Source organism: Kutzneria viridogrisea DSM 43870, from assembly GCF_000525635.1.
In the GTDB taxonomy this organism is placed as follows: Bacteria; Actinomycetota; Actinomycetes; order Mycobacteriales; family Pseudonocardiaceae; genus Kutzneria; species Kutzneria viridogrisea.
On record NZ_CP007155.1, the window covers coordinates 305,484 to 329,422 of the forward strand.

General features: G+C 71.6%; 22 protein-coding genes. 8 read left to right on the forward strand and 14 right to left on the reverse strand.

What is annotated here, in order from left to right; all coding sequences use genetic code 11:
- Window positions 1–39 precede the first annotated feature (39 nt).
- A complete protein-coding gene (locus KALB_RS01535; protein WP_025353960.1) occupies window positions 40–1,539 on the forward strand; it encodes a CehA/McbA family metallohydrolase in 1,500 nt (499 codons plus the stop codon).
- Here the strand turns inward: KALB_RS01535 and KALB_RS01540 are convergent.
- The 3 genes from KALB_RS01540 to KALB_RS01550 form a co-directional block, all read right to left on the reverse strand.
- A complete protein-coding gene (locus KALB_RS01540) occupies window positions 1,526–2,773 on the reverse strand; it encodes an MFS transporter (RefSeq protein ID WP_025353961.1) in 1,248 nt (415 codons plus the stop codon). The two genes, KALB_RS01535 and KALB_RS01540, sit on opposite strands and share 14 nt — an antisense overlap.
- Before the next feature lie 455 nt (window positions 2,774–3,228).
- A complete protein-coding gene (locus KALB_RS01545) occupies window positions 3,229–3,903 on the reverse strand; it encodes a Crp/Fnr family transcriptional regulator (RefSeq protein WP_025353962.1) in 675 nt (224 codons plus the stop codon).
- 63 nt (window positions 3,904–3,966) lie between these two features.
- Window positions 3,967–4,227, reverse strand: a complete 261-nt coding sequence (locus tag KALB_RS01550) for a hypothetical protein (RefSeq protein WP_025353963.1) — start codon at window positions 4,225–4,227, stop codon at window positions 3,967–3,969.
- A 179-nt stretch (window positions 4,228–4,406) separates the two neighbouring features.
- Here KALB_RS01550 and nth point away from each other — a divergent pair, with 179 nt between their 5' ends.
- From nth to KALB_RS01570, 4 genes are read left to right on the forward strand one after another with little or no spacing between them, the layout of a single operon-like run.
- A complete protein-coding gene (nth, locus tag KALB_RS01555; protein WP_081789797.1) occupies window positions 4,407–5,123 on the forward strand; it encodes an endonuclease III in 717 nt (238 codons plus the stop codon).
- Window positions 5,120–5,761 (forward strand): TlpA family protein disulfide reductase, encoded by a 642-nt coding sequence (locus KALB_RS01560; protein WP_042220105.1) that lies wholly within the window; start codon window positions 5,120–5,122, stop codon window positions 5,759–5,761. The genes nth and KALB_RS01560 overlap by 4 nt, the downstream gene beginning before the upstream one ends.
- Window positions 5,758–6,450, forward strand: a complete 693-nt coding sequence (locus tag KALB_RS01565; RefSeq protein ID WP_030109704.1) for an NUDIX hydrolase — start codon at window positions 5,758–5,760, stop codon at window positions 6,448–6,450. Before KALB_RS01560 ends, KALB_RS01565 begins: the two co-directional genes overlap by 4 nt.
- Window positions 6,447–7,625 carry a MarP family serine protease gene (locus tag KALB_RS01570; protein WP_025353967.1) on the forward strand — a complete coding sequence of 393 codons (1,179 nt, stop codon included), beginning with the start codon at window positions 6,447–6,449 and terminating at the stop codon, window positions 7,623–7,625. Before KALB_RS01565 ends, KALB_RS01570 begins: the two co-directional genes overlap by 4 nt.
- On the opposite strand, the gene KALB_RS01575 is transcribed toward KALB_RS01570, so the two are convergent.
- From KALB_RS01575 to nhaA, 3 genes are read right to left on the reverse strand one after another with little or no spacing between them, the layout of a single operon-like run.
- Entirely contained in the window at window positions 7,602–8,471 is an 870-nt protein-coding gene (locus KALB_RS01575) for an alpha/beta fold hydrolase (RefSeq protein ID WP_236650152.1), read from the reverse strand. The genes KALB_RS01570 and KALB_RS01575 overlap by 24 nt on opposite strands.
- A 23-nt stretch (window positions 8,472–8,494) precedes the next feature.
- Window positions 8,495–9,007, reverse strand: coding sequence for a phage holin family protein (locus tag KALB_RS01580; RefSeq protein ID WP_025353969.1), 513 nt, complete (start codon window positions 9,005–9,007; stop codon window positions 8,495–8,497).
- Window positions 9,008–9,021: 14 nt separating this feature from the next.
- A complete protein-coding gene (nhaA, locus tag KALB_RS01585) occupies window positions 9,022–10,212 on the reverse strand; it encodes a Na+/H+ antiporter NhaA (protein ID WP_025353970.1) in 1,191 nt (396 codons plus the stop codon).
- A 134-nt stretch (window positions 10,213–10,346) separates the two neighbouring features.
- Between nhaA and KALB_RS43550 the strand changes: the two genes are divergently transcribed.
- A complete protein-coding gene (locus tag KALB_RS43550) occupies window positions 10,347–10,784 on the forward strand; it encodes a hypothetical protein (RefSeq protein ID WP_025353971.1) in 438 nt (145 codons plus the stop codon).
- 49 nt (window positions 10,785–10,833) lie between these two features.
- On the opposite strand, the gene acs is transcribed toward KALB_RS43550, so the two are convergent.
- Window positions 10,834–12,804 (reverse strand): acetate--CoA ligase, encoded by a 1,971-nt coding sequence (gene acs, locus KALB_RS01595; protein WP_025353972.1) that lies wholly within the window; start codon window positions 12,802–12,804, stop codon window positions 10,834–10,836.
- Window positions 12,805–12,969: 165 nt separating this feature from the next.
- On the reverse strand, window positions 12,970–13,542 hold the full coding sequence (locus KALB_RS01600) for a GNAT family N-acetyltransferase (protein ID WP_025353973.1): 573 nt from the start codon (window positions 13,540–13,542) through the stop codon (window positions 12,970–12,972).
- Window positions 13,543–13,634: 92 nt separating this feature from the next.
- Between KALB_RS01600 and KALB_RS01605 the strand changes: the two genes are divergently transcribed.
- Entirely contained in the window at window positions 13,635–14,366 is a 732-nt protein-coding gene (locus tag KALB_RS01605) for a Fic family protein (protein ID WP_025353974.1), read from the forward strand.
- A 140-nt stretch (window positions 14,367–14,506) separates the two neighbouring features.
- Here KALB_RS01605 and KALB_RS01610 read toward each other — a convergent pair whose 3' ends face one another.
- The 5 genes from KALB_RS01610 to KALB_RS01630 all read right to left on the reverse strand — a co-directional run bounded on the left by KALB_RS01610 (window position 14,507) and on the right by KALB_RS01630 (window position 21,218).
- Window positions 14,507–15,439, reverse strand: coding sequence for an N-acetylmuramic acid 6-phosphate etherase (locus tag KALB_RS01610; RefSeq protein WP_025353975.1), 933 nt, complete (start codon window positions 15,437–15,439; stop codon window positions 14,507–14,509).
- Window positions 15,439–16,323 carry a MurR/RpiR family transcriptional regulator gene (locus KALB_RS01615; RefSeq protein ID WP_025353976.1) on the reverse strand — a complete coding sequence of 295 codons (885 nt, stop codon included), beginning with the start codon at window positions 16,321–16,323 and terminating at the stop codon, window positions 15,439–15,441. Before KALB_RS01615 ends, KALB_RS01610 begins: the two co-directional genes overlap by 1 nt.
- 200 nt (window positions 16,324–16,523) lie before the next feature.
- Window positions 16,524–18,200, reverse strand: a complete 1,677-nt coding sequence (locus KALB_RS01620; protein WP_025353977.1) for a serine hydrolase domain-containing protein — start codon at window positions 18,198–18,200, stop codon at window positions 16,524–16,526.
- Between the two features lie 7 nt (window positions 18,201–18,207).
- Window positions 18,208–19,446: an exo-beta-N-acetylmuramidase NamZ family protein gene (locus tag KALB_RS01625; protein WP_025353978.1), complete on the reverse strand. Its 1,239-nt coding sequence runs from the start codon at window positions 19,444–19,446 to the stop codon at window positions 18,208–18,210.
- The gene (locus tag KALB_RS01630) at window positions 19,443–21,218 is read right to left on the reverse strand and encodes a glycoside hydrolase family 3 protein (RefSeq protein ID WP_025353979.1); all 1,776 of its coding nucleotides are present in this window, start codon (window positions 21,216–21,218) and stop codon (window positions 19,443–19,445) included. The genes KALB_RS01625 and KALB_RS01630 overlap by 4 nt, the downstream gene beginning before the upstream one ends.
- Window positions 21,219–21,371: 153 nt before the next feature.
- On the opposite strand from KALB_RS01630, the gene KALB_RS01635 reads away from it, so the two are divergent.
- On the forward strand, window positions 21,372–22,502 hold the full coding sequence (locus tag KALB_RS01635; protein ID WP_201771877.1) for a S1 family peptidase: 1,131 nt from the start codon (window positions 21,372–21,374) through the stop codon (window positions 22,500–22,502).
- A 466-nt stretch (window positions 22,503–22,968) separates the two neighbouring features.
- Here KALB_RS01635 and KALB_RS01640 read toward each other — a convergent pair whose 3' ends face one another.
- Window positions 22,969–23,775, reverse strand: coding sequence for an HAD family hydrolase (locus KALB_RS01640; RefSeq protein ID WP_025353981.1), 807 nt, complete (start codon window positions 23,773–23,775; stop codon window positions 22,969–22,971).
- Window positions 23,776–23,939: the final 164 nt, after the last annotated feature.

The window sequence follows — 23,939 nt, forward strand, 5'->3', positions numbered from 1 at the left end:
AGGTTTTCGGGTCACGTTTCGCGTCCTACGGTCGGCGGCATGTGCGAGCACCACGTGAACCGACGCGCCCTGCTCCGCGCGGGTGGCGTGCTGGCGGCGGGCGCCGCGGGGGCCATGCTGCCCGCGGTCGCCTTCGCCACCGGCTCGGACGGCACCGAGCTGACCAGGACCGTCACCGGCCGGTTCGAGCCGGGCGCCCCGGACTGGTACTACCTGCCGGTCGAGGTCCCCAGCGGGGTCAACGAGATCGGGGTCGTCTACCGCTACGACAAGCCGCAGGTGCCCGCGGGCCAGGTCGGCAACGCACTGGACATCGGCATGTTCGGGCCGGAGGGCCACGAGCTGGGCAACCACCGCGGGTTCCGCGGCTGGTCCGGCGGGTTCCGGGACCGGTTCACGATCAACGCCACCGAGGCCACCCCCGGCTACCTCGCGGGCCCGATCCGGCCCGGCACCTGGCACGTGGTGCTGGGCCCGTACACGGTGGCCCAGCAGGGGCTGGACTACCAGGTGGACATCACGTTGCGGTTCGGGCCGCAGGGCAGGCCCACCCCGCCGAAGCCCGCCCCGTCCTGTGCGCCCGCACGTCGGCGCGGACGAGCCTGGTACCGGGGCGACGGCCACCTGCACACGCAGCACTCGGACGGTCGGCGCACGCCCGCGGAGCTGGTGGCCGCGGCGCGGGCCGCCGGGCTGGACTTCATCGTCTCCACGGAGCACAACACGCCCAGCGCGTCCCTGCAGTGGGGCCTGCACGCGACCGAGGACCTGCTGATCCTCAACGGCGAGGAGGTCACCACGCGCTCCGGCCACTGGCCCGCCTGGAACCTGCCGGTGGGCCGGTGGATCGACTGGCGGTACCGGGACAACCAGCCCGGGGACTTCCGGCGCTTCGTGGACGAGGTGCACTCCGTGGGCGGCATGGTGGTCGCGGCCCACCCGTACGCGCCCTGCCTGGGCTGTTCCTTCGAGTTCCGCTACGACCTGGTGGACGCCATCGAGGTGTGGAACGGCCCGTGGACCGCCGACGACGAGAAGACCGTGCAGACCTGGGACGCGATGTTGCGAGAGGGCCGCTGGGTGCCCGCGGTCGGCGACAGCGACGCGCACAGCGAGCCGCAGGTGGTCGGCCTGCCGCACAACGTGGTGCTGGCCGAGGACCTGCTCGGTCCGGCGATCTTCGCGGGCCTGCGGGCGGGCCGGAACTGGATCGCCGAGTCGGCACGGGTGGAGCTGGAGCTGACCGCGAGCGATGGTCGGCGGCACGCGGGCATCGGCGAGCGGCTGCGCACGAGCCGTGCGGTCGAGGTGGCGGTTCGGGTCGGCGGCGTGCCTGGCACCTCGGTGCGGCTGCTCACCCCGGCCGGGGTCGTGCACACCGAGCCGGTGCCGGACTCGGGGACCGCCGTGGCCAGGTGGACGACGACGGCCGCCGAGTCGGCGTGGGTCCGCGCGGAGGTGCGGCGCCCGGTGGCCACGGCCACCACCGCGGACACGATGGTGGCCCTGACCAACCCGGTGTGGCTCAGCGGCTGGTGACCAGCTCGGCGGTGGCGGCCGTGGTGAGCGGCTTGCTGCGCATGGCGCCGCGGAAGGCCCACAGCAGTGCGGCGATCACCAGCCCGGCGGCCGAGGCGGCCACGAAGGACCAGCGCGGGCCGACCAGTTCGACCAGCTGACCGCTGACCGACTGGCCGATCGCCAGCCCCAGGGTGATCGCCGTGACCACCCAGCCGAACGCCTCGGTCGCCGTGCCCGCGGGCGCGACCTCCTCGATCGCTACCGAGTGGGTCGTGGCCTGCGGGGTGATCATGGTGCCGACCACCAGCAGGGCGGCGCCCAGCCAGAACAGCGTGGTCGGCAGCGCGAGCAGCAGCACGAGCACGGCGAACCCGGTCAGCAGCACCGGCAGCCGCAGGTGCAGGGCGCGCGGCCAGGGCCGGGCACCGTAGTAGACGCCGAAGATCACCGAGCTGATCGACCACAGGCTGAGCATCACCCCGCCGATCTCGCGCTGGCCGGACTCCGCCGCGAAGGCGGGCACCGCCACCTCCACGAAGCCGATCACCATGCCGAAGCCCAGTGCCGCCAGCACGAGCACGCGCATGCCGGGGCTGACCAGCGCACCGAGCAGACTCGCCGGGCGCAGCTCCTCGCCGGTGGGCCGCCACGCGCGCACGGTGGGGGTCAGCGCGAAGGCCACCGCGCCGACGATCATGCAGGCGCTGCCCGCGACCAGACCGGTACCCGCCCAGGGCAGGGCGGCCAGCAGCCCGGCCAGGCCGGGGCCGAGGATGAAGAACACCTCCATGCTGATCGCCTCGTAGGCGTAGGCGGCCTGCCTGGCGGGGCCGGGCGGCAGCAGCCGTACCCAGAGCGCCCGCGAGGCCGAGCCCACGGTCAGTTCGGTCAGGCCGATGCCCAGGGCCAGGGCGATCACCACGAGCTCCGGGGCGTGCGACTCGATCGCGTACACCTCGGCACCGGCGAACAGGGCCGCGAACACGGCCAGCACGAGCAGCGGCCGGGTGGGGCCGAGGCGGTCCATGACCCGTCCCTGCACCACCGAGCCGATCGCGACGCCGACCAGCGCGGCGGCGGCGGTCAGCCCGCCCGAGGCGAAGGAGCCGGTCGCGTGCTGCACGTACAGCAGCAGCGCCAGGCTGATCATGGCGATGGGCAGCCGCGCCAGCACGGAGGCGAGCACCGGCAGCCGGGCGCCGGGAGTGGTCAGCGCGGTCCGGTAGTCGGTCAGCGAGGCGGAGTGGGACATGCGTACCAGTATGCCGGACTCTAGTACGCGGGTACCAGTTTATTTGCGGTGTGCTCACTCACCCCAAAAGTCTCGTTTGGGTTACGAAGTTGGGATATGTGGGTGAACGAGCGCAACGCAAGGCGCCAATTCGCAGTCCTGGAGGGTGAAAGAGGTTGTATCGCGGGGGCACCCCCGTGACACAGTTGTGTGCGCAAGGCCCTCTGCGGTGAAGGGTTCGGGGCTCGTCACCGGTAGGGATGCGCGTGGCCCGTCGGGGGATGGCTCACGCGGACACGAGAGGCCGGAGTGCCGCGTCGGGGGCGGCACCCGGAATCTCGTGAGTCGAGGGAGTGTGCCCGCGGACAGTGCGGGCACACTCCCTCGATGTTTTTGCGGGGCACCGCCCCCGCGCCCCAGACACAGAGGAAGGCCCCGGGCATCGCCCGGGGCCTTCCTCGTGCTTGCTCTGCTGGTCAGCGAGCCCGGCGGGCCAGCCGCTCGGGGTCGAGGATCAGCACGCTCTTGCCCTCCAGCCGCAGCCAGCCGCGGTGCGCGAAGTCCGCGAGGGCCTTGTTCACGGTCTCCCGCGAGGCGCCCACGTACTGCGCGATCTCCTCCTGCGTCAGGTCGTGGGTGACCCGCAGCAGGCCCGCCTCCTGGCTGCCGAAGCGCTGCGCGAACTGCAACAGCGCCTTGGCCACCCGGCCGGGCACGTCGGTGAAGATCAGGTCGGCCAGCATGTTGTTCGTCCGGCGCAGCCTGCGGGCGAGCACCCGCAGCAGTTGCTCGGCGATCTCCGGCCGCTTGGCGATCCACTCCCGCAGCTCGGGGCGACCCATGGACAGGGCCCTGACCTCGGTGACGGTGGTCGCCGTCGAGGTCCTCGGCCCGGGGTCGAAGATCGACAGCTCGCCGAACATGTCGGACGGCCCCATGATGGACAGCAGGTTCTCCCTGCCGTCCGGGGACTTGCGCCCGATCTTCACCTTCCCGGACTGGATGATGTACAGCCGGTCGCCCGGCTCACCCTCCGCGAAGATCACGTGTCCGCGCGGGAAGTCGATCGCCTCCAGCGTGTGCAGCAGGGCTTCCGCCGCTGCCTGTTCCACACCCTGGAAGATGCCCGCGCGGGCCAGGGTCTCGTCCACCTCGTCCCTCCTGTCGAGACGCGGCGGCCGATTACCTCGTGCCGCCGATCACTTGCGAGCAGTCTAGGACCCGTTGCCCCTGGTCCGCCGGGGACGCAGCCGTGCGGCGCGTCCTCCACGACGGCGCAGGCGGAACAGCTCCAGGGCCCGGCCGATGCCGTGCCCGTAGAGGGCCCTGACCTCATCGGGTCGGGCCTGCTCCAAGAACTCCTCAACCTCGTTCTCCTGCACTGCCACATGCCGGAGTCGAGCTTCCACGCGCTCCATGAAGAGCGCGAAGAACATGATCAGAAGCGGTACGACAAGCACAAGCCAGGCAGTCATGGTGACTCCATCTTGTCTCATCCTCACCCGTGCGGTGCACAGGGGGGTCACCCCGGCGTGTCGGAGGTGTCGGATCAGGTCCGTACGCTGGTGTGGTGCCACCGGTCACCCGTACCCGCACCCGAGCCGAGCAGGGCCCCGCCAGAGCCGAGCTCGGCCTGGTCCGCAGGGTGCGCAGGATGGTGCGCGCGCTGGCCGTGGGCTACCCCGACGCGCACTGCGAGCTGGACTTCACCGACCCGCTGGAGCTGACCGTCGCGGTCATCCTGTCGGCCCAGTGCACCGACAAGAGGGTGAACGAGGTCACGCCCGCGCTGTTCGCCAGGTACCGGACCGCCGCCGACTACGCCGGTGCCGACCGGGTCGAGCTGGAGGAGCTGATCCGGCCGACCGGGTTCTTCCGGAACAAGGCCAGCTCGATCATGGGCCTGGGCGCCGCGCTGGAGGAGCGGCACGAGGGGCAGGTGCCCGGCACCCTGGAGGAGCTGGTCGCGCTGCCCGGCATCGGCCGCAAGACCGCCAACGTGGTGCTCGGCGAGGCCTTCGACGTGCCGGGCATCACCGTGGACACGCACTTCGGCAGGCTGGTCCGCCGCTGGGGCTGGACCGAGCTGACCGACCCGGTCAAGGTGGAGCACGCGGTGGGCGCGCTGGTCCAGCCCAGGGACTGGACGATGGCCTCGCACTGGACGATCTTCCACGGCAGGCGGGTCTGCCACGCACGAAAGCCTGCCTGCGGAGCCTGCTTCCTGATGTACGATTGTCCCTCCTACGGCGAGGGCCCCACCGATCCCGCCGTCGCGGAGCGGCTGGTGAAGGGCCCGGAGACCGAGCACCTGCTGGCACTGGCCGAGCGGGCCAGGGCGGGGGAGCGGTTCGGGCAGGCCACCGGATGAGCGAGCGCGCGGGCGGATCGTTGAGCACCAGGCTGCGCTGGGTGCTGGTGGGTCTGGTGCTGGTGGTGGCCGCCGCCGTCGCGTTCTGGCCGAGGTCGCAGCCGCAGCCCGCCGCCGCGCCCGCCCCGGACCTGACCGCGCTGCGGGCCAAGGCCGCGCTGGCCAAGTGCCCCGCCCCGCAGGGCGGCGGCGGTGCCGCGGCGAAGCTGAGCGGGCTCAAGGTGGAGTGCATGGCCGACGGCTCGGCGGTGGACCTGGGCGCCGTGCTCGGCGGACGGCCCGCGCTGGTCAACTTCTGGGAGCCCTGGTGCCTGCCCTGCCGGGACGAGCTCAAGGCCCTCCAGGACTACGCCGCCGAGCCCGGTGCGGCCACGGTGCTGCTGGTCCAGGTGCCCGCGAACAGCGACCAGGCCAGTGGCCTGGACATGCTGGCCGGGCTGGGGGTGCACCTGCCCTCGGTGTGGGACCCCAGCGGCGCGGTGGCCAAAGTGCTGGGCAAACCGAACGCCTTCCCGATCAGCTACGTAGTTGACGCCGGGGGCGCGGCGCACCGCGTCCTCAGCCCGGCTGTGTTCACGACACCGGATCAGGTCCGCCAGGCGGTCCGCCAGCAAGGAAACGGAGTGGCAACCGGATGAGCCCTGGTCCGCTGGTGGACGCCGCCGACCTGCCCGAGTGGTTGACCGGGCTGGTCAAGGCCACAGCGGGGCTGGACGCCGCCGCCTTCACCCGGATCTCCCCGCCGAGCAGCGGCACGCCGCGCCGGGCCTCGGTGCTGATGCTGTTCGGCGAGGACGAGGGCGCGGAGGGCCCGGACGTGCTGCTGTTACGCCGGGCCGACACGCTCAACTCGCACCCGGGCCAGGTGGCCTTCCCCGGTGGCTCGGCCGACGCTGGCGACGACGGGCCGGTGGCCACGGCGCTGCGCGAGGCGGCGGAGGAGGCCGGGGTGCTGCCCGAGGGCGTGCGCCCGGTCGCGCTGTTCCCCGACCTGTACGTGCCGGTCTCCGGCTTCCTGGTGACCCCGGTGCTGGCGCACTGGGTGCGGCCCAGCCGGGTGTACCCGGTGGACGCCGCCGAGACCTCAGCGGTGGCCAGGGTGCCGGTCGCGCACCTGGTGGACCCGGCCAACCGGTTCCGGGTCACCCACCCCTCCGGCTACACCGGGCCCGCCTTCTCGGCACCGGGCATGCTGGTGTGGGGTTTCACCGCCGGGCTGCTCAGCGGCCTGCTCTCGCTCGCGGGCTGGGAGCAGCCGTGGAACGCGGCGGACGTACGTGATCTGGACGAGGCCCTGCGGGCGGCGAACTCGGAGGTGCCCCGGTGAACTGGGTTGACCTTGTGGTGGTGTTGCTCGCGGTGATCGCCGCGATCTCCGGCGCCCGGCACGGCCTGATCACCACCCTGCCCGCCACCGTGGGTGTGCTCGGCGGAACCGTCATCGGGTTGATCGTGACCCCGATGATCATGCAGAACTTCAACAGCAACGTCACCAGGATCGCGGTCTGGATGGGCGCGCTGGTGCTGCTGGTCGCACTGGGCGAGACGATCGGCGTGTGGCTGGGCCGGTCCATCCGCCAGCACATCCGGCTCGGGCCCTTCGCCAGCGTGGACTACACGCTGGGCGCACTGGTGCAGTGCGCCGTGGTGTTCGTGGTGGCCTGGGTCTTCGCCCTGCCGCTGACCTCGGTGCCGGTACCCGGGCTGGCCGCCGCGATCCGGGGCTCGGTGGTGCTGGGCACGGTCAACAACCTGATGCCCGCACAGGCCGAGCAACTGCCCAACGACGTCAGCAAGCTGCTCAGCACCGGCCTGCTCACCGCCACCGGCCCGTTCACCCGCACGCCCATCGCCGTGGTCGACCCGCCGGACACGGCGTTGCAGAACAGCCAGATCGTGCGTGCGGTGCAGCCCAGCGTGCTCAAGGTGCGCGGCAAGGCCCCGTCCTGCTCGCGGGCGCTGGAGGGCAGCGGGTTCGTGATCGGCCCGGAGCGGGTCATGACCAACGCGCACGTGGTCGCGGGCACCGACGACACCTCGGTGGAGGTGGGGCGCGGCCAGCTCACCGCGCACGTCGTCTACTACGACCCGGAGATCGACGTGGCGGTGCTGTCCGTGCCCGGCCTGGACGCCACCCCGCTGCGCTTCGACCAGTCCCAGTACACCTCCGGCCAGGACGCGATCGTGCTCGGCTACCCGCTGGACGGCCCGTACACGGCGCGTGCGGCCAGGGTCCGGCAGCGCATCGAGCTCAACGGCCCCGACATCTACGGCTCGCGTAAGGTCACCAGGGACGTGTTCACCGTGCGGTCCACGGTCAAGAGCGGCAACTCCGGTGGCCCGCTGATCGACCCGAACGGCCGGGTGATCGGCGTGGTGTTCGGCGCGGCCGTGGACGATCCGGAGACCGGGTTCGCGCTGACCGCCGCGCAGGTGGCCAACGTGGTGGCCGGTGCGCCGAACATGTTCCGCGCGGTGTCAACCGGGTCCTGCGCGGAGTAGCTGGGCCAGCAGCAGTTCGGTGACCTGCTCGGGCGCCTCCCGGTGCGGGAAGTGCCCCACCCCGTCCAGGCAGTGGTGGGTGAACGGGCCGTCCACCCACCGCGCGGAGCCCTGGACCGCGGCCACGCGCACGCACGGGTCGAGCCGCCCGGCCACGGTCAGCACGGGCACCGTCAGCCGCCTGCGCATCGCCTGGGCGAACTGCCTGCCGTCCCCGCGCAACCGCGAGCGGAACGCCCACCGCAGGTACTCCAGCGAGCAGTGCGCCACGCCAGGCACCGACATGGCCTGCCGGGTGCGGGCCAGCACCTCGGCCGCCGGCGGGACCGCCGACCAGGCCAGCAGCAACCGCTGCACGGCGGCGGCCCCGTCGGCGGTCAGCCAGCGCTCGGGCCAGATCGGGAGCTGGGCCGCGAGCAGGTGGCGCGGTGCGGGTGGGCGCCTGCGCAGCTCCAGCGGGTGCGGTGCGGCCAGCGTGGACACCGAGGCCACCAGGCGCGGGTGCAGTGCGGCGGCGGTCCAGGCCACCAGACCGCCCCAGCCGTGCCCTACCAGGTGTGCGCGGCGGGCGCCCAGCGCCTTGACCAGCCCGGCCACGTCCCCGGCCAGGGTCCAGCCGTCGTAGCCGCGCGGTGGCTTGTCGGAGTCCCCGCAGCCGCGCAGGTCCACCGCCACCGCCCGGTACCCGGACTCGGCCAGCGCGGTCAGCTGCCGCCGCCAGGTCCACCAGAACTCGGGGAAGCCGTGCAGCAGCAGCACGAGCGGGCCCGTACCGCTCTCGGCGAGGTGCAGCCGGATGCCGTTGGCCGAGACGTCCCGGTGCCGCCACGCCCCCGGTAACCGCACCGAGGACGGGTCGGGGGCTCTGCTCAGCGCTCGCCGGGGTGGCGCAGCGCGGCCGCCGTGTCCTTCATGGACTCGATGGTCCGCTCAGGTGCCTTGATGCCGCGCACCTTGCGGTAGCCCATCAGCCCGGCCAGCCCGGCCCCGCCCAGCATCAGCAGGAAGGTGACGAAGTAGCCGAGCAGGTACGAGAACGAGCGCAGCATGCCCAGGTCGGCCAAGCCCTCGGAGAAGAAGTTGGCCACCATCATGAACAGGAAGAACAGGCTGAACAGCAGGATCGCCAGCGCGACCAGGAAGTACACGCCGCCGCGCAGGCCCTTCTTGGCCTCGGCGACGACCTCCAGCTTGGCCAGCTCGATCTCGGCGCGCAGCAGCGTGGAGATGTGCGTCATGGCATCGCGCACGAGCCCACCGACGGACTGCTCCTCGGCGACTCCTCTGGCCGTTTCCTCGGTCAGCGGGATCGAGGGCACCGGGGGCAGCGCGCCGTCAGGGGTGCCGTTCGCGTGGTGTCCAGGGCCTGTCACGGTGGTCATCGTGCCATGCACCCTCACTCGTTCGCCGTGCGGTGCACCCGACTCCGGCGCAGCAGCAGTGCCGCGCCCACCAGCGAGGCCATCGCCGAGGCGATCAGGACGGCTGCCTTGGCCAGGTCTTCTGCCTCGCCTTCCAGGCCCAGTTCGGCCATCAGCAGGCTCACCGTGAAGCCCACCCCGCCGAGCACCGCGACCGCCGCCATGTCCCGCCAGCCCAGGTCGCGCGGCTTCTGCGCCCACTTCAGGCGCACCGCGAGCAGGGCGGCGCCGAGCACGCCCACGGCCTTGCCCACGACCAGCCCGACCACCACGGCGATCGCCAGCTGATCGCCGACCAGGGCGCGCAGCGCGTTGCCGCCCACCGGCACACCCGCCGCGAACAGCGCGAACACCGGTACCGCCAGCCCGGCCGACCAGGGTTGCAGCCGGTGCTCCAGGCGCACCGCGGGCGAGCACTTCTCGTACGGGTCGCGGCGGACCCTGGTGAGCAGGCCCAGCGCCACCCCGGCGATCGTGGCGTGCACTCCGGCCGTGTGCACCGCGACCCACACCGCGACCGCGAGCGGCACGTAGATCCAGGCGCTGGTGACCCTGCGGTGCTGGAGGTACCAGTACAGCGCCAGCAGCAGCACGGCGATCGCCAGCGCGAGGAAGTCGAAGGAGCTGGAGAACACCAGCGCGATCACCAGAATGGCGCCCAGGTCGTCGACCACGGCCAGGCTGAGCAGGAAGATCCGCGCGCTGGCGGGCATGCCCGAGCCGGTCAGCGCCAGCACGCCCAGCGCGAAGGCGATGTCGGTGGCCACCGGGATGGCCCAGGCCTTGTCCATGCCGGGCGCGCCGCCGCCGACGGCCAGGGCCAGCAGTGCGGGCACGATCATGCCGCCCAGCGCGGCGGCCACCGGCAGCGCCGCGGCCCTGCGGTCGGACAGCTCGCCGACCACCAGTTCCCGCTTGAGCTCCAGGCCCGCGACGAAGAAGAACAGCGCGAGCAGCCCGTCCTTGGCCCAGCTGCCCAGCGACAGGTTCAGGTGCAGCAGGTCGGGGCCGACCTGGAAGTCGCGCAGCGCCGCATAGCTGCCGGACAGCGGTGAGTTGGCCCACAACAGGGCGATGGCGGTGGCACCGAGCAGCACCAGTCCACCGGCGGTCTCGGTTCTGAGGTAGCGGGCGAGGTCACTGAGGGCGGCAGGGCGTTGCGACAAAACAGCTCCAGTGGTCGGCTAACACGTCATACTCATGCCGACCAGACTTCCCGGCTCACCTTGACGTCATTTTAATGACTCGGACGGGTGACCGCAGTACGGCGCTGGTCACGTCGGTTCGGAGGGGGAGCACAGTGCTCGGTGGAATCAGGCTTGTCCGGCTGGTCCTCGGCCTCGTCGTGGGGCTGGGCATGATCGTCGCGGGGGTGGTCGCGCTGAACTCCAGCGGTGTGACCTGTGGTGGGCAGACCATGCACCCGGGGGACATCTGCCACTCCTCGAAGGGCGGCAACCGGACCTACTCGCAACAACAGTCCAACAACAGCAGCTCGGGCTGGTGGCTGATCGGCCTCGGAGCCTTCGCGACCCTGGTGTCCGGCGGCGTGTTGATCTCGGCGGCGGTCAGGGCCAAGCCCTCGACCCAGAACTACGGCGCCGCCCCGCAGTTCCCGCAGCAGCCGTACCCGCCCCAGCAGACCTATCCGCAGCAGCAGGTCTACGGCCAGCCGCAGCAGCCGCCCGCCCAGTACTACGGACAGCCCCAGCCGCCGCAGCAGCAGGGCGGGGCGTAGGCCGCGGTCGGGCTCGTGCGGGGCGTGGTCCCCGCACGAGCCCGGCGGCTCAGTCCTCGGCCTTGCCCGACTGGAGGCCGCTGGAGATCAGGTCCATCACCGAGGAGTCGGCCAGCGTGGTGACGTCACCGACCTGCCGGTTCTCCGCCACGTCCCGCAGCAGACGGCGCATGATCTTGCCCGAGCGGGTCTTCGGCAGCTCCGGCACGACCATGACCTGCCTGGGCTTGGCGATCGGGCCGATCTCGGTGGCCACGTGGTCGCGCAGGGACTTGACCAGCGCGGTGGCGTCCTCGTCGGGCTGCACCCCGCGCAGGATCACGAAGGCCACGATGGCCTGCCCGGTGGTCGGGTCGGTGGCGCCGACCACCGCGGCCTCGGCCACCCGCGAGTGCGAGACCAGCGCGGACTCCACCTCGGTGGTGGAGATCCGGTGGCCGGACACGTTCATCACGTCGTCCACCCGGCCGAGCAGCCACACGGCCCCGTCGTTGTCGTACTTGGCCCCGTCACCGGCGAAGTAGTAGCCCTGCTCGGTGAAGCGCGACCAGTAGGTCTCGCGGAAGCGGGCCTCGTCGCCCCAGATCCCGCGCAGCATCGAGGGCCACGGCTTGTCCAGCACCAGGTAGCCGCCACCGCCCTTGCCGACCTCCGCACCGGTGTCGTCGACGACCTTGGCCCCGATGCCGGGCAGCGGGCCCATGGCCGAACCCGGCTTGGTCGCGGTGACCCCGGGCAGCGGGGAGATCATGATCGCGCCGGTCTCGGTCTGCCACCAGGTGTCCACGATCGGGGCCCGGTTGGCGCCGACGTGCTCCCGGTACCACATCCACGCCTCGGGGTTGATCGGCTCGCCGACGCTGCCCAGCACGCGCAGGCTGCTCAGGTCGTAGCGGGCCGGGATGTCCGCGCCCCACTTCATGAAGGTGCGGATCAGGGTGGGCGCGGTGTAGTAGATCGACACCCCGTACTTCTGGATGATCTCCCAGTGCCGACCCTCGTGCGGGGTGTTCGGCGTGCCCTCGTAGACGACCTGGGTGACCCGGTTGGACAGCGGGCCGTACACGATGTAGCTGTGCCCGGTGACCCAGCCGATGTCGGCCGTGCACCAGTACACGTCGGTGTCCGGCTTGAGGTCGAACACGTTGTGGTGGGTGTAGCTGGCCTGGGTCAGGTAGCCGCCCGAGGTGTGCAGGATGCCCTTGGGGTTACCGGTGGTGCCCGAGGTGTAGAGGATGAACAGCGGGTGCTCGGCGTCGAAGGCCTCCGGGGTGTGCTCGGCGGACTGGCCGTCCACCAGCTCGTGCCACCACAGGTCCCTGCCCTCGGTCCAGTCCACCTCGCCGCCGGTGCGCCGCACCACCAGCACGTTGGTCACGGTCGGGGTCTTGGCCACGGCCTCGTCCACGGCCGCCTTGAGCGAGACCGGGTTGCCGCGCCGGTACTGGCCGTCAGTGGTGATCACCAGCTTGGCCGCGGCGTCCTCGATGCGCGAACGCAGGGCCTCCGCCGAGAAGCCGCCGAACACCACGCTGTGCACCACGCCCAGCCGGGCGCAGGCCAGCATGGAGAAGATCGCCTCGGGCACCATCGGCATGTAGATGGCCACCCGGTCGCCCGCGGCCAGGCCCAGCCCGGTCAGCGCGTTCGCGGCCTTGCTCACCTCGGCCTTGAGGTCGTTGTAGGTGATCGTCCGGGTGTCGCCCGGCTCGCCCTCCCAGTGGATGGCCACCTGCTCGCCGTGCCCGGACTCCACGTGCCGGTCCACACAGTTGTAGGCCACGTTCAGCTTGCCGTCGGCGAACCACTGCGCGAACGGGGCGTTGGACCAGTCCAGCACCTGGGTGGGCGCGGTGTGCCAGTGCAGGCGCTGGGCCTGCGCGGCCCAGAACGCCTCGCGATCGGCGTCCGCCTCCTCGTACAGCGAGGCCTTGGCGTTGGCCTGCGCCGCGAACTCCCCGCTGGGCGGGAACGTCCTGCTCTCCGTCAGCAGGTTGTCCAGGGCGGACGACTCGGTCATGGTGCTGGCCTCCTGAAGGCGTACAGGTGCGTTGTGACTGTTCGACCGTAGTGCGATCGAGGTCACGGCAACAGCACCGACACCAAGAAAGGTCTAGACCATGCGGAATCGCACCCCCGCGAGCCTGCGGACAAAAGGGACTAATTCCCTGTCAACGTGAGAAGATCAACGCTGCGTGGTTAGCCGCTCACGGACCTGGGGCCACTCGGTGTCCAGCATCGAGTACTGCACCGTGTCCCGGAACGCGTCGTGGAAGCGCTTGTGCTTGCGCAGCACGCCCTCCTTGGTGGCGCCCAGCCGCTCGATCGCGCGCTGCGAGCGCAGGTTGCTCAGGTGCGTGTGCCACACGACACGCACCGCGCCCAGGTCCTCGAAGGCCCTGGTCAGCAGCATCAGTTTGGCCTCGGTGTTGACTCCCGTGCGGTGCCACCGCGAGCCGATCCAGGTGTAGCCGACGGCCAGGGACCGGTTGTGCTCGTCGATCTCGTAGTACGAGGTGGTGCCCGCGACCTCCCCGGTGTGCGGGTCCACCTGGGCCCAGGCCGCACGGCGGGGCACCGCGAGCGCCCGTTCCACCACCGCGCGCATCTCCGCCACCGAGGTGGGCTGGCGCTCGCTGAGCCAGGTCCAGATGTCCGGGTCCTTGCCCGCCTCGAGCAGGCCCTCGGCGTGGTCGGTGGACAGCGGCTCCAGGCGGACGTGCTCGCCTGCGAGGATGGGGCGGTCGTGCCAGGTCATGCCTGCACGCTAGGTTGGCAATTGGCATCGCGGACATGCCCACTTCGCGTCGATTTCGGCAGGCCACTTACTCGCGGGTAGGGTCTGGTCCCGTGACTGACCCGCTCACCCCGCTGCTCGACCTGCCCGGCGTGGCCGATGCGGTGGCGGCGGCCAGGGACGCCGTGGCCGAGGTGCACCGGCACCCGGCCAACCGGCGGGGCTGGCCCACCACGGCCGCCGAGGCCTCGGTCCGCGCGGCCAGGGCCTCCGCCGCGATCGACGGCGGCGACACCGACATCCCCGAGGGCGGGGAGGTCACCGACCCCGTACTGGCCGGGGCGCTACGGGTGGCCGAGGCGATCGGGCCGCTGCTGCCGACCTGGCAGCGCGCCCCGTTGCAGGCCCTGGCCCGGTTGCACGTGCTGGCCGCCGCCGACCTGACCGCCGAGGAGGACCTGGGCCGCCCCCGGGTCGCCCCCGGCGTCACGAGCCGCCTCGAACTGCTCGCCGGACTGGTCGCGGGCGGCACCAAGGCGCCCGCACCCGTGCTGGTCGCCGTCGTGCACGGTGAGCTGCTCACCCTCGCCCCGTTCGCCCGGGCCAACGGCGTGGTGGCGCGGGCCGCCGCCCGGCTGACGATGATCGGCACCGGGCTGGACACCAAGGGGCTGGCCGTCCCCGAGGTCAGCTACCTGCGCAAGTCGGGGGAGTACTCCGCCGCGCTGGCCGCCTTCGCCAGCGGCGAGCCCGAGGGCGTGGCCCGTTGGCTGGTCTTCAGCTGCGAGTCCTTGCAGGCGGGTGCGCGCGAGGCCGCCAGCATCGCGGACGCGGCGGGTGGGTGAGCAGGGCTCGGTTTCCCACCCAGCTCAGCCCCCACCACTCCTCGGGGGGCGACCCCGGTTCCAGTCTACCGCCGCACCCCGACAGTTGATCTTGTTAGCGGGTCGCCTGTGGACAACTCGCCGGGTGTGTGCAAACCGTTTCAGGCGGTGGTCGCACCCAGTGCGAGCAGGGCGTTGCGCACGTGGCCCCCGGTCGCGGTGAGGGCCTCGGCCGCCTGGGCGGAATCGATGCCCGACAGCAGGCGGACCAGGGCCACCCGCAGGTCGCCGTCGGCCTCGCTCAGTGCGGCCGAGCACTCCGCCTCGTCCAGCCCGGTGGCCTCGCGCAGGATGCGCAGGGTGCGCCCGCGCAGCTTGGCGTTGGTGGCCTTCATGCTGACCATCAGGTTCGAGTAGGTGCGGCCCAGCTTGATCATCACGGCGGTGGAGAACGCGTTGAGCACCAGCTTCTGCGCGGTGCCCGCCTTCATCCTGGTCGACCCGGCGATGACCTCCGGCCCGGTGTCCACCGCGATCAGCACGTCCACGTCGACCACGGCCGTGGAGGTCGGGTTGGCGGACATCAGCGCGGTGTGCGCGCCGATCTCCCGTCCGGCGGCGAGCGCGCCCAGCACGAACGGGGTGCGCCCGGAGGCGGTCAGCCCGAACACGAAGTCACCGGCGCGTGCGCTGGCACGGATTTCCTCGCCGCCACCGTCGAAGTCGTCCTCGGCGTTCTCCACGGCGGCGCGCAACGCTCGCTGCCCACCGGCGTGGTGCACCTCGAACCACTCCGGCGGCGAGTTGAACGTGGGCACCAGTTCGGCGGCGTCCTGGCTGGCCAGCCTCCCGGAGGTGCCCGCGCCCACGTAGTGCACCCGGCCGCCGCGACGCAGCGCCTCGACGCCGAACTCCACCGCGCGCGCCACCTCGGGCAGCACCTCGCGCACGGCGGCGGGCACCGTGCTGTCCTCGTTGTTGATCAGCTGCAGTGCCTCGAGCACCGGCAGGGTGTCGATGTCCCCGGTTCGCGGGTTGCGCTGTTCGGTGGGCGACTCGACGCGGACTACCGACTCACGTGGCTGCGGCAGCATCATTTGCCCGTCTCCCGTGCCTTCCGGCGCCCGTCCGGGCGCGGACCGAGGCGGTGGGTGCCCACGGCCTCGTAGGTGGCCTCCAGCGCGGTGCGCGCACTGTCCAGGTGCAACTGGGCGACCCCGATGAACAAGCAGTCGATCACGGTCAGCTGGGCGATCCGGCTGGACATCGCGCCGGAGCGGAAGGTGGTCTCGCGCGCGGCCGTGGTCAGCACGTGGTCGGCGACCTCGGAGATCGGCGAGCGCGGGAAGTTGGTCAGCGCCACCGTGGTCGCGCCGTGCTCGCGGGCCACCCGCAGCGCCTCCACCGTGTCGGCGGTCGCCCCGGTGTGCGAGATGCCGAAGGCCACGTCGGCCCCGGTGAGCACGGCGGCGGAGGTCAGCATGATGTGCGTGTCGCTCCAGGCGAAGCTGACCCGGCCGATCCGGTGCAGCTTCTGTTGCAGGTCGGCGGCCACGAACGCGCTGGCGCCGACCCCGTACACGTCCACGCGGCCCGCGCTGGCCACCAGTTCCACGACCTTGCCCAGCGTGGCCACGTCCAGTTGCTCGGCGGTCTCCTCGACGGCCCGCGCGTCGGCGAAGGCCACCTTGCCGACCACCTGGGCCAGGCCGTCGGTGGGCGCGATGTCACTGCCCAGGTCGCGGTCCACGCGCGCGGCCGTGCGGGCGGTGTCCGCGGCCAGCGCGATGCGCAGCTCCGGGTAGCCGCCGACGCCGATCGCCTTGCAGAACCGGGTCACCGTGGTCTCGCTGGTGCCCGCGGCCTCGGCGACCTCGGTGATGCTGCGGTGCGAGACGACGGCCGGGTTCTCCAACACGACCTTGGCCACCCGCTGCTCGGCCCTGGCGAGGCCGGGCAGCAGCGAGCGGATGCGCACCAGCGGACTTGCCTCGCTGGTATCAATGACTGACTTGGCGGGGGCCACGTGGGAAACTTACTAACAGCAACCCCCGTGGTCAACGCCAGCATGGTCACGAGCCTGCTGACACTGCACTTTTGTCCTGCGGCTGAAGCCTAACGAGGCACCGCCGCGCGCCAGATGACACGACCGTGTACTCCCACGGCCGCGAGTTCGTGCTAGGCGGGCAGTTCCCGCCAGCCCGAGGCGACCAGCCCGGTGCGCCCGCGATCACTGTCCAGCAAGGTCCGGTGCCCCGAGCTGATCCGCAGGTGCGCCAGGTTCACGCCGCGGCCCTCGTAGTTCGGGTCCGTGGTGTACCGCCAGCGCACCAGCAAACCCTTGCCTGCCTGCGGGATCGTGGCGTGCACGTGCTGCCAGGACCGCTTCGCCTGACCGGACAGCGTGCTGCCCGCCACCGCCTGCCAGGTCCTGCCCCCGTCCGAGCTGTACTCCGCGAGCACCGGGTCGCTGGCCTCGGTGTTGACGAACGCGGTGTAGGCGAGGTCCACGGCGCCCTGGGCGTCCAGCGCGGGCGTGGTCAGTGTGCTGGTCGACCCGCCGCCCTGGCCGCTGAACCAGGACCGGCCGCCGCCGGGCGGGGACACCGGCATCGCCTGCGCCAGGGCCTGGGCCACCCCGCGCCGCGCGGGGTTGGTCGACGGCGTGTTCCTGGTCGGGTGCACGCGGTTGGTCAACAGGATGGCGAAGGACCGCGACCGCGGGTCGATCACCAGCGAGGTGCCCGTGTACCCGGTGTGCCCCAAGGTGTTCGGACCGGACAATCCGCCCATGTACCAGATCTGGTCCAGCTCGAAGCCCAGCCCGTGCGAGTCGCCGGGGAAGCGCTGGTTGAAGTCGGTCTCCATCAGCGCCACCCCGTGCTGGCTGAGGACGCGCTGACCGCGGTACGTGCCGCCGTTGAGGATCGCCTGCGACAGCACGGCGAGGTCGTCCACGGTGGAGAACACGCCCGCGTGCCCGGCGACCCCGCCCATGGCCCAGGCGTTCTCGTCGTGCACCGAGCCGCGCAGCATGCCGCGGGACGGGGTCGCCTCGAACTCCGTGGCCGCGATGCGGTCCAGCTTGTCGGGCGAGGGGTTGTAGCCGGTGTCCACCATGTGCAAAGGCTCGGTGATGCCCTTGCGCACCAGCACGTCCAGCGACTGGCCGGTGACCTTCTCCAGCACCAGTTGCATGCTCAGCATGTTCAGGTCGGAGTACACGTAGGTGGTGCCCGCGGGGCTCTGCGGCTTGCTGTCCAGGATCGCCTTGCGGCGCGCGGGCAGGTCCGGGTACTGCCACAGCGGCGGCACGGGATCGGGCGCCAGCCCGGAGGTGTGCGTGAGCAGCTGCTGGATGGTGATCTCGCCCTTGCCGTTGACGGCGTACTCCGGCAGGTACCTCGCGACCGGAGCGGTCAGCTCGATGCGGTGCGCCTCCAACTGCTGCACCGCCACGATCGAGGTGAACAGCTTGGACAGCGAGGCCAGGTCGTAGATGGTGTCGGTGCGCGCGGGCACCCACTTGTCCTGCGGCAGCTTGGTCGTGGCGTCGGCGTACTTCACCGCGTAGCCGCTGGCGTCCCGGCTGACCACGGTGCCGTCGTGCGCCATCAGTTCCACGGCACTGGGGAACAGGCCGTCCTGCCAGCCGCGCAACTGCTTGAGGTAGTCCGCGATCGGAGCCCCGTCCAGGCCGACCGAGGCGGGATCACCGCGGTGCAGCACGGTGTCGGAGGGGGCGAAGCCGCTGTACGGCCGGTCGAACCGTCCCAGTTGGACAGTCGAGGCGCTCGCGGTCACCGAGAACGCCACGAGCAGCACGGCAGGCAGGGCGAGTGCGCGAATCCGCATGTCCACCTCATCTGTAGAGCAGGTACTGCGTCCGGTCCCGGCGGAACGCCGCGAGCTCCCGCTGCCACGCGCCGACCACCTCGTCCACTCCGGCGCCGCCGTCCACCATGCGGCGCAGCCGATCCGCTCCGCTCAGCTTGTCCACCCAGTTGTCCGCGCGCCAGCCGAACACCTTCGGGTACAGCCGTTTGGCCGTCACGATCATCGCCACGGCGGTGCGGATCGCGTCCACCCGGCCCCGGTCGACCAGGTGTACCTGCACGCCACCACAGGTCTGGTTGGCGAACTTGTTGAAGGTCGGCACGAAGTAGCACTCGCGGAACGACACACCGGGCAGCCGCAACGCGTTGAGCTGCTCGGCCCAGCGCCAGTCGATGCCCGGCGCGCCGATCGTCTCGAACGGCCTGGTCGTACCCCGGCCCTCGGACAGCAGCGTGCCCTCGAACAGGCAGGTGCCTGGGTAGAGCAGGGCCGTGTCCAGGGTGGGCATGTTCGGGCTCGGCGGGATCCACTGCCCCTCGAACAGGTCCTCGCGGCGCCAGCCCCGCGCCGGCACGACCTCCAGGCTGGACAGCCTCTTGCCGCCGGTGTCGGCGGGCAGGAACTCCGCGTCGAACATGCGGGCCAGCTCACCCACGGTCATGCCGGGTTGCTGCACGACCGGCTTGAGCCCCACCAGCGTGGCGTACGCCGGGTCCAGCTGCGGGCCGAATGCCTGTCCGCCAATGGGATTGGGCCGGTCCAGCACCACGAAGGACGCGCCCGAGGACACCGCCGCGCGCATCGCCAGGTACATCGTCCAGGTGTAGGTGTAGAACCGCGCACCCACGTTGGCGATGTCGAACAGCACCGTGTCCACGCCCGCCTTGCGGTACATCGCGGCCAGCGAGTCGGCGGTCACGTTGTACGCGTCGTACACCGGGATGCCGGTGCGCGGATCGGTGTAGTCGCCCTCCGACCCGCCAGCCTGCGCAGTGCCGCGGAACCCGTGCTCCGGGCCGAACGCGGCCACCGGCTTGGCGCCGCGGGCCACCATGTCGTCCACCAGGTGCGTGAGGTCGCCCAGCACGCCGGTGGGGTTGGTCAGCACACCGACCTTGCGGCCGCGCAGCCGCCGGTAGCCCTCCGCCGCGAGCACCTCGGCGCCGGTCATCCGCCGTCGCGAGGCGGGCTCCGCGCTGACGGCGGGCGCGGCACCCACCGTCAGCGCGGAAGCCGCCAGGAAACCGCGCCTGCTCAGGCTCACCAGGTCAGCCCGGCGCCGTAGGCGTACCCGTCCGGGCCGGGAATGCTCACCGGGAGCAGCCCGCGCGGGCCGTGCTCGCCGAAGATCACCTTGGTCAGCGACTCCATGGACACCGCCGTGGACGAGTACGTGTCGATCCAGGTCCTGGCCTGCGGCACCGAGCCCGGGTCGTACGGGTTGCCCACGCACACCGCGATCACCGGCTTGCCCGTGGCCACCAGTTGGCGCACCAGGTCCTGCTGGCCCGGGTCCTTGTAGGCGCCGTTGGTCAGCACGACCACGGCGTCGTTGGCGCCCGCGGCCTGCACGGCGGCGCTGATCGCGGCCGGGGTGGGTGCGGCGCCCACGGTCAGCGCGGTGGCCTTGCTGCCCCGAGCCGTGACCGCGTTCGCCAGGGTGGCCGTCGCGGTCTGCCCCCAGCCGGTGACCAGCACCGACTTCGGCTTGGACTTCAGCGGCAGCAGCTTGTCGTCATTGCGCAGCACGGTCACGGTGTTGTCGGTGATCCGCTGCGCCGCTGCCTTGTTGTCCTTGCTGCCGACCACGCGGTCCACCGCGCTGATGTCGGTGAACGGCTGGAACAGCACGCCGCGGCGGTACTTCACGGTCAGGATGCGCCGCACGCTCTGGTCGATGCGCTGCTCGGAAAGCTCCCCGGTCCGCACCGCGTTGAGCACGCCCTCGATGGCCGTGCCGACGTGCTGCGGCATCAGCAGCATGTCCGCGCCTGCCTGCAGGGCCTTCACCGGGATCTCCGCGTCGGAGTACTTCTGGCGCACGCCCGCCATCTGCAGTGAGTCGGTGATGACCATGCCCTGGTAGCCGAGTTCGTTGCGCAGCATGCCGGTGAGCACGGTGGGGGACAGGGTGGACGGGTCCCCGGAGGTGTCGAGCTTGGGGAACACGATGTGCGCGGTCATGATCACGTCGACCCCGCTGGCGATGGCCGCGCGGAACGGCGGCGCGTCCACCTGCTCCCAGGTCGCCTTGTCGTGGTCGATCACGGGCAGCCCGGTGTGGCTGTCGGTGGCCGCGTCCCCGTGGCCGGGGAAGTGCTTGGCGGTCGCCGAGACCGTCCTGAACGCGGGGCCGCTGTCCTGGTAGCCGTGCACCTGCGCGGACACCATGTCGGAGACCAGCTCCGGGTCCGAGCCGAAGGACCGGATCCCGATGATCGGGTTGGCCGGGTTCACGTTGACGTCCGAGTCGGGCGCGTTGTCCATGTTGACGCCCATGGCGCGCAGCTCGCGCCCGGTGATCGCGGCGGCCTGCCTCGCGGCCCCGGTGTCCCGGCTCGCGCCCAGGGCCATGCTGCCCGGCAAGGTCGTGGCGGGGGCGCCGATCCGGGTGACCAGCCCCTGCTCCTGGTCGGTGGAGATCAACAGCGGCACGTGCGCGCCAGAGGTCAGCGCCGCCTGTTGCAGGCCGTTGGACAGCTTGGCGATCTGCCCGGGGTTGGCGATGTTGTCGCTCCACGCGAAGTAGATGAAGCCGCCGAGGTGGTAGCGCTGCACCACCTGCGCCGGGGTGTCCACGCCGAACTCGGTCTGGTTGCGGGGGTCCACCGTGTTCGCGGCCGGTCCGTAGCCGTAGGTCATGAACAGCTGGCCGACCTTCTCCGGCAGGGACATCCTGTGCAGCACGGAGTTCACCACGGCTTGGGTCACGTAGCCATTCTCCGTGCCGGTCTGCGCGTTCGCGGTCACCGCGGTCGTGGCCACGGTGGCGAGCGCGGTCGTCAGGGCGATGAGCGGACGTCTCAGCTGGCGCACGGCGGGCCTCCCGCAGTGGAAATCTTCTCACCGAATGGTGAATGACATCGGTAAGTTACTCACGTCACAGTGGGCAGGTCAACCACTGGGACCAGGCCTGATCAACCTCGGGTCCGATGTGCGCGCACACCCCTCGTCCCTAGCGTCGGCCGGGTGCGAATTCCCCCTGTGACACAGCGGATCGGCGTGCTCGCGGCGGCACTGCTCGGCACCGGACTGGCGGCCGTCGCGCCCGCCCAGGCGATGTCCGGTGGCACCGCCGTGACCGATCCGGACACCGCCCCGTGGGTGGCCACCCTGGCACTGCGCGCGGACGGACCGCTGCTGCAACTCGCTGGCTGCGGCGGTGCGCTGATCGCGCCCGACCGGGTGCTCACCGCCGCGCACTGCATCGACCACCTGGACCCCAGCCAACTCGACGTGCACGTCAACGCGCGGGTGCTCTCCGGCGAACCCGGCGAGGTGCGGCGTATCCGGGCTGCCGCCGCCCTGCCCGGCTACCAGATCCTGCCCTCGCCCTCCGCCCCGGACGACCCCAACGCGAGCAGCGCGCGCAACGACCTCGCCGTGCTGCTGCTCGACCGGCCGGTACTGGACATCCCGCCGCTGCCGATCGCCCGCGAACGCCCCGCACCCGGCAGCGCGGTCTCCGTGTTCGCGCACGGCACCACCGGCAAGCCCGCACCGGACTTCCGCAACGACGTGCTGCACCGCGGCGACCTCACCACCATCACGCACGGCACCTGCCAGGCGAGCACGCCCGCCACCGTGGACGAGCACTCGGTGACCTGCGCGCAGGACCCGGCCGGGCTGATCACCGGCTGCTTCCAGGACAGCGGCAGCCCCGTGGTCCAGTACGCGCACGGGCGGCCCGAACTGGTCGGCGCGTTCAGCTTCGGCGGCGAGACCGCGGGCAAGTCCTGCGGCCAGCCCGCACCGGAGGCGTTCGCCGACGCCACCGCCTTCCGCCACTGGGCCCTCGGCCCGCTGCGAGACCGCGAGCCCTACCCGGTCGGGTCCGCGCGCGTTTCCAGCACACCGCGAGTCGGCCAGGTCTTGCGCTGCACGGCCCCCACCTGGCACCCCGCCCCCGACACCGTCGAGTACGGCTGGGCCACGTTGACCCACGTCGGCCCGTTCACCATCCCCGCGCCGATCGGCCGCGGCGCGGAGCTGACCGTGACCCCGCAGCTGGTCGGCAAGCAGGTCGCCTGCACCGTGGTCGCCGCCAACAAGGGCGGCACCGTGCAGGTCCTGTCCGAGGGACTGGCCGTGAACGAATAGCGGGCCCCGTCCGAAGACGGGGCCCGCTAGTCAATCAGCACGGAACGATCGGGGTACCAAGCGTGCAACTGTTGTCGCACTCGAAGGGTGCTCGGCGTCCGGCGTCCCGGTACGCAGCCCCAGGCGACATGCCTCCCGCGGCGTGCTGTGCGTGGGTGCCCGATGTCCCGTGCACGGAGTTCTTCCGGGGTGGACGGGGCTTCTCCTCCGCTCCGTCCCTGGCCGACTAGAAGTCCGCACCTCCCTTTCTAGTGCGTGATGGCTGTCACAGCAAGGGCACGGACGGGTGCACCGTTCAAGTCGCTGTCCGTGAGGAAAACGCCCGCTCACGCCCGGTGCCCGAGGACGGCCGGGAGCGTCTACCGCCGAGCGGGGGACGCTCCCGCACCGACACGCCGCGGCGCCGTCTGCGGTGCGTTCCAGCCGGGGTCTCCTTCGGGTAGTTCCCCCGCTGGGGCCTTGTGATCTAGGCCTTGCGGCGCCTGCGAAGCCCGTACCAGGCCAGCCCGGCGGCAGCCACCGCGCCGATACCGATCGCCGTGGCCGCCACTGCCGTGCCCGAGGGCGTGGGGATCCGCGCCCGCAGCGAGACCGGGTCGGAGAAGGTCAGCACCGGCCAGCCCTGTTGGGCGGCCACCTTGCGCAGCGCGCGGTCCGGGTTCACCGCCGTCGGGTGCCCCACCGCGGCCAGCATCGGCTCGTCGGTCGCCGAGTCCGAGTAGGCGTGGCACTCCTCCAGCTTGTAGCCCTCCGTCTCGGCCAGCTCCCGGATCGCCACCGCCTTGTTCCCGGCGTAGCAGTAGAACTCCACCTCGCCGGTGTACCGCCCCTCCGCGACCACCATCCGGGTCGCCACGCAGTGCGTGGCACCCAGCATCTCGGCGATCGGCGCGACGATCTCCTGCCCGGAGGCTGAGACGACCACCACGTCGTGACCTGCGGCACGGTGGTCCGCGATCAGTTGGGTGGCCTCCTTGTAGACCAGCGGGTCCACGATGTCGTGCAGGGTCTCCTCGACGATCGAGCGCACCTGCTCCACGTCCCAGCCGGTGCACAGCGCGGTGATGTGCGCGCGCATCCGCTCGATCTGGTCGGCGTCGGCACCGGCCTGCATGAACACGAACTGGGCGTATGCGCTCTTGAGCACCGCTCTGCGGTTGATCAGCCCCTCCTGGAAGAAGGGCCGGCTGAAGGCCAGCAGACTGGACTTGGCGATGACCGTCTTGTCCAGGTCGAAGAACGCCGCTGTCCGTGCGCCGGTGCTGGGATCCACCGCGCCAGCATAGGTGGCGTCACGCGGTTGGCGGCGTGTCCTGGCCGCCGGAAGGCAGCGCCCTCAGCCGTCGAGGGGATACCATGGGGGCATCCGGCACCATGCCGGAGCGTTCAGTCCAACCCCCCGGGACTGAACCGTAGGCGACCCCCGTCCCTCCCCCC

Excerpts from the sequence above, each read along its gene's own strand:
- KALB_RS01550 (WP_025353963.1), bottom strand. The coding sequence starts at position 4,227 with ATGACTGCCTGGCTTGTGCTTGTCGTACCGCTTCTGATCATGTTCTTC.
- KALB_RS01580 (WP_025353969.1), bottom strand. The coding sequence starts at position 9,007 with ATGACCACCGTGACAGGCCCTGGACACCACGCGAACGGCACCCCTGAC.
- KALB_RS01565 (WP_030109704.1), top strand. The coding sequence starts at position 5,758 with ATGAGCCCTGGTCCGCTGGTGGACGCCGCCGACCTGCCCGAGTGGTTG.
- acs (WP_025353972.1), bottom strand. The coding sequence starts at position 12,804 with ATGACCGAGTCGTCCGCCCTGGACAACCTGCTGACGGAGAGCAGGACG.
- KALB_RS01535 (WP_025353960.1), top strand. The coding sequence starts at position 40 with ATGTGCGAGCACCACGTGAACCGACGCGCCCTGCTCCGCGCGGGTGGC.
- nth (WP_081789797.1), top strand. The coding sequence starts at position 4,407 with ATGGTGCGCGCGCTGGCCGTGGGCTACCCCGACGCGCACTGCGAGCTG.
- KALB_RS01610 (WP_025353975.1), bottom strand. The coding sequence starts at position 15,439 with ATGCTGCCGCAGCCACGTGAGTCGGTAGTCCGCGTCGAGTCGCCCACC.
- KALB_RS01560 (WP_042220105.1), top strand. The coding sequence starts at position 5,120 with ATGAGCGAGCGCGCGGGCGGATCGTTGAGCACCAGGCTGCGCTGGGTG.
- KALB_RS01600 (WP_025353973.1), bottom strand. The coding sequence starts at position 13,542 with ATGACCTGGCACGACCGCCCCATCCTCGCAGGCGAGCACGTCCGCCTG.
- KALB_RS01540 (WP_025353961.1), bottom strand. The coding sequence starts at position 2,773 with ATGTCCCACTCCGCCTCGCTGACCGACTACCGGACCGCGCTGACCACT.
- KALB_RS01620 (WP_025353977.1), bottom strand. The coding sequence starts at position 18,200 with ATGCGGATTCGCGCACTCGCCCTGCCTGCCGTGCTGCTCGTGGCGTTC.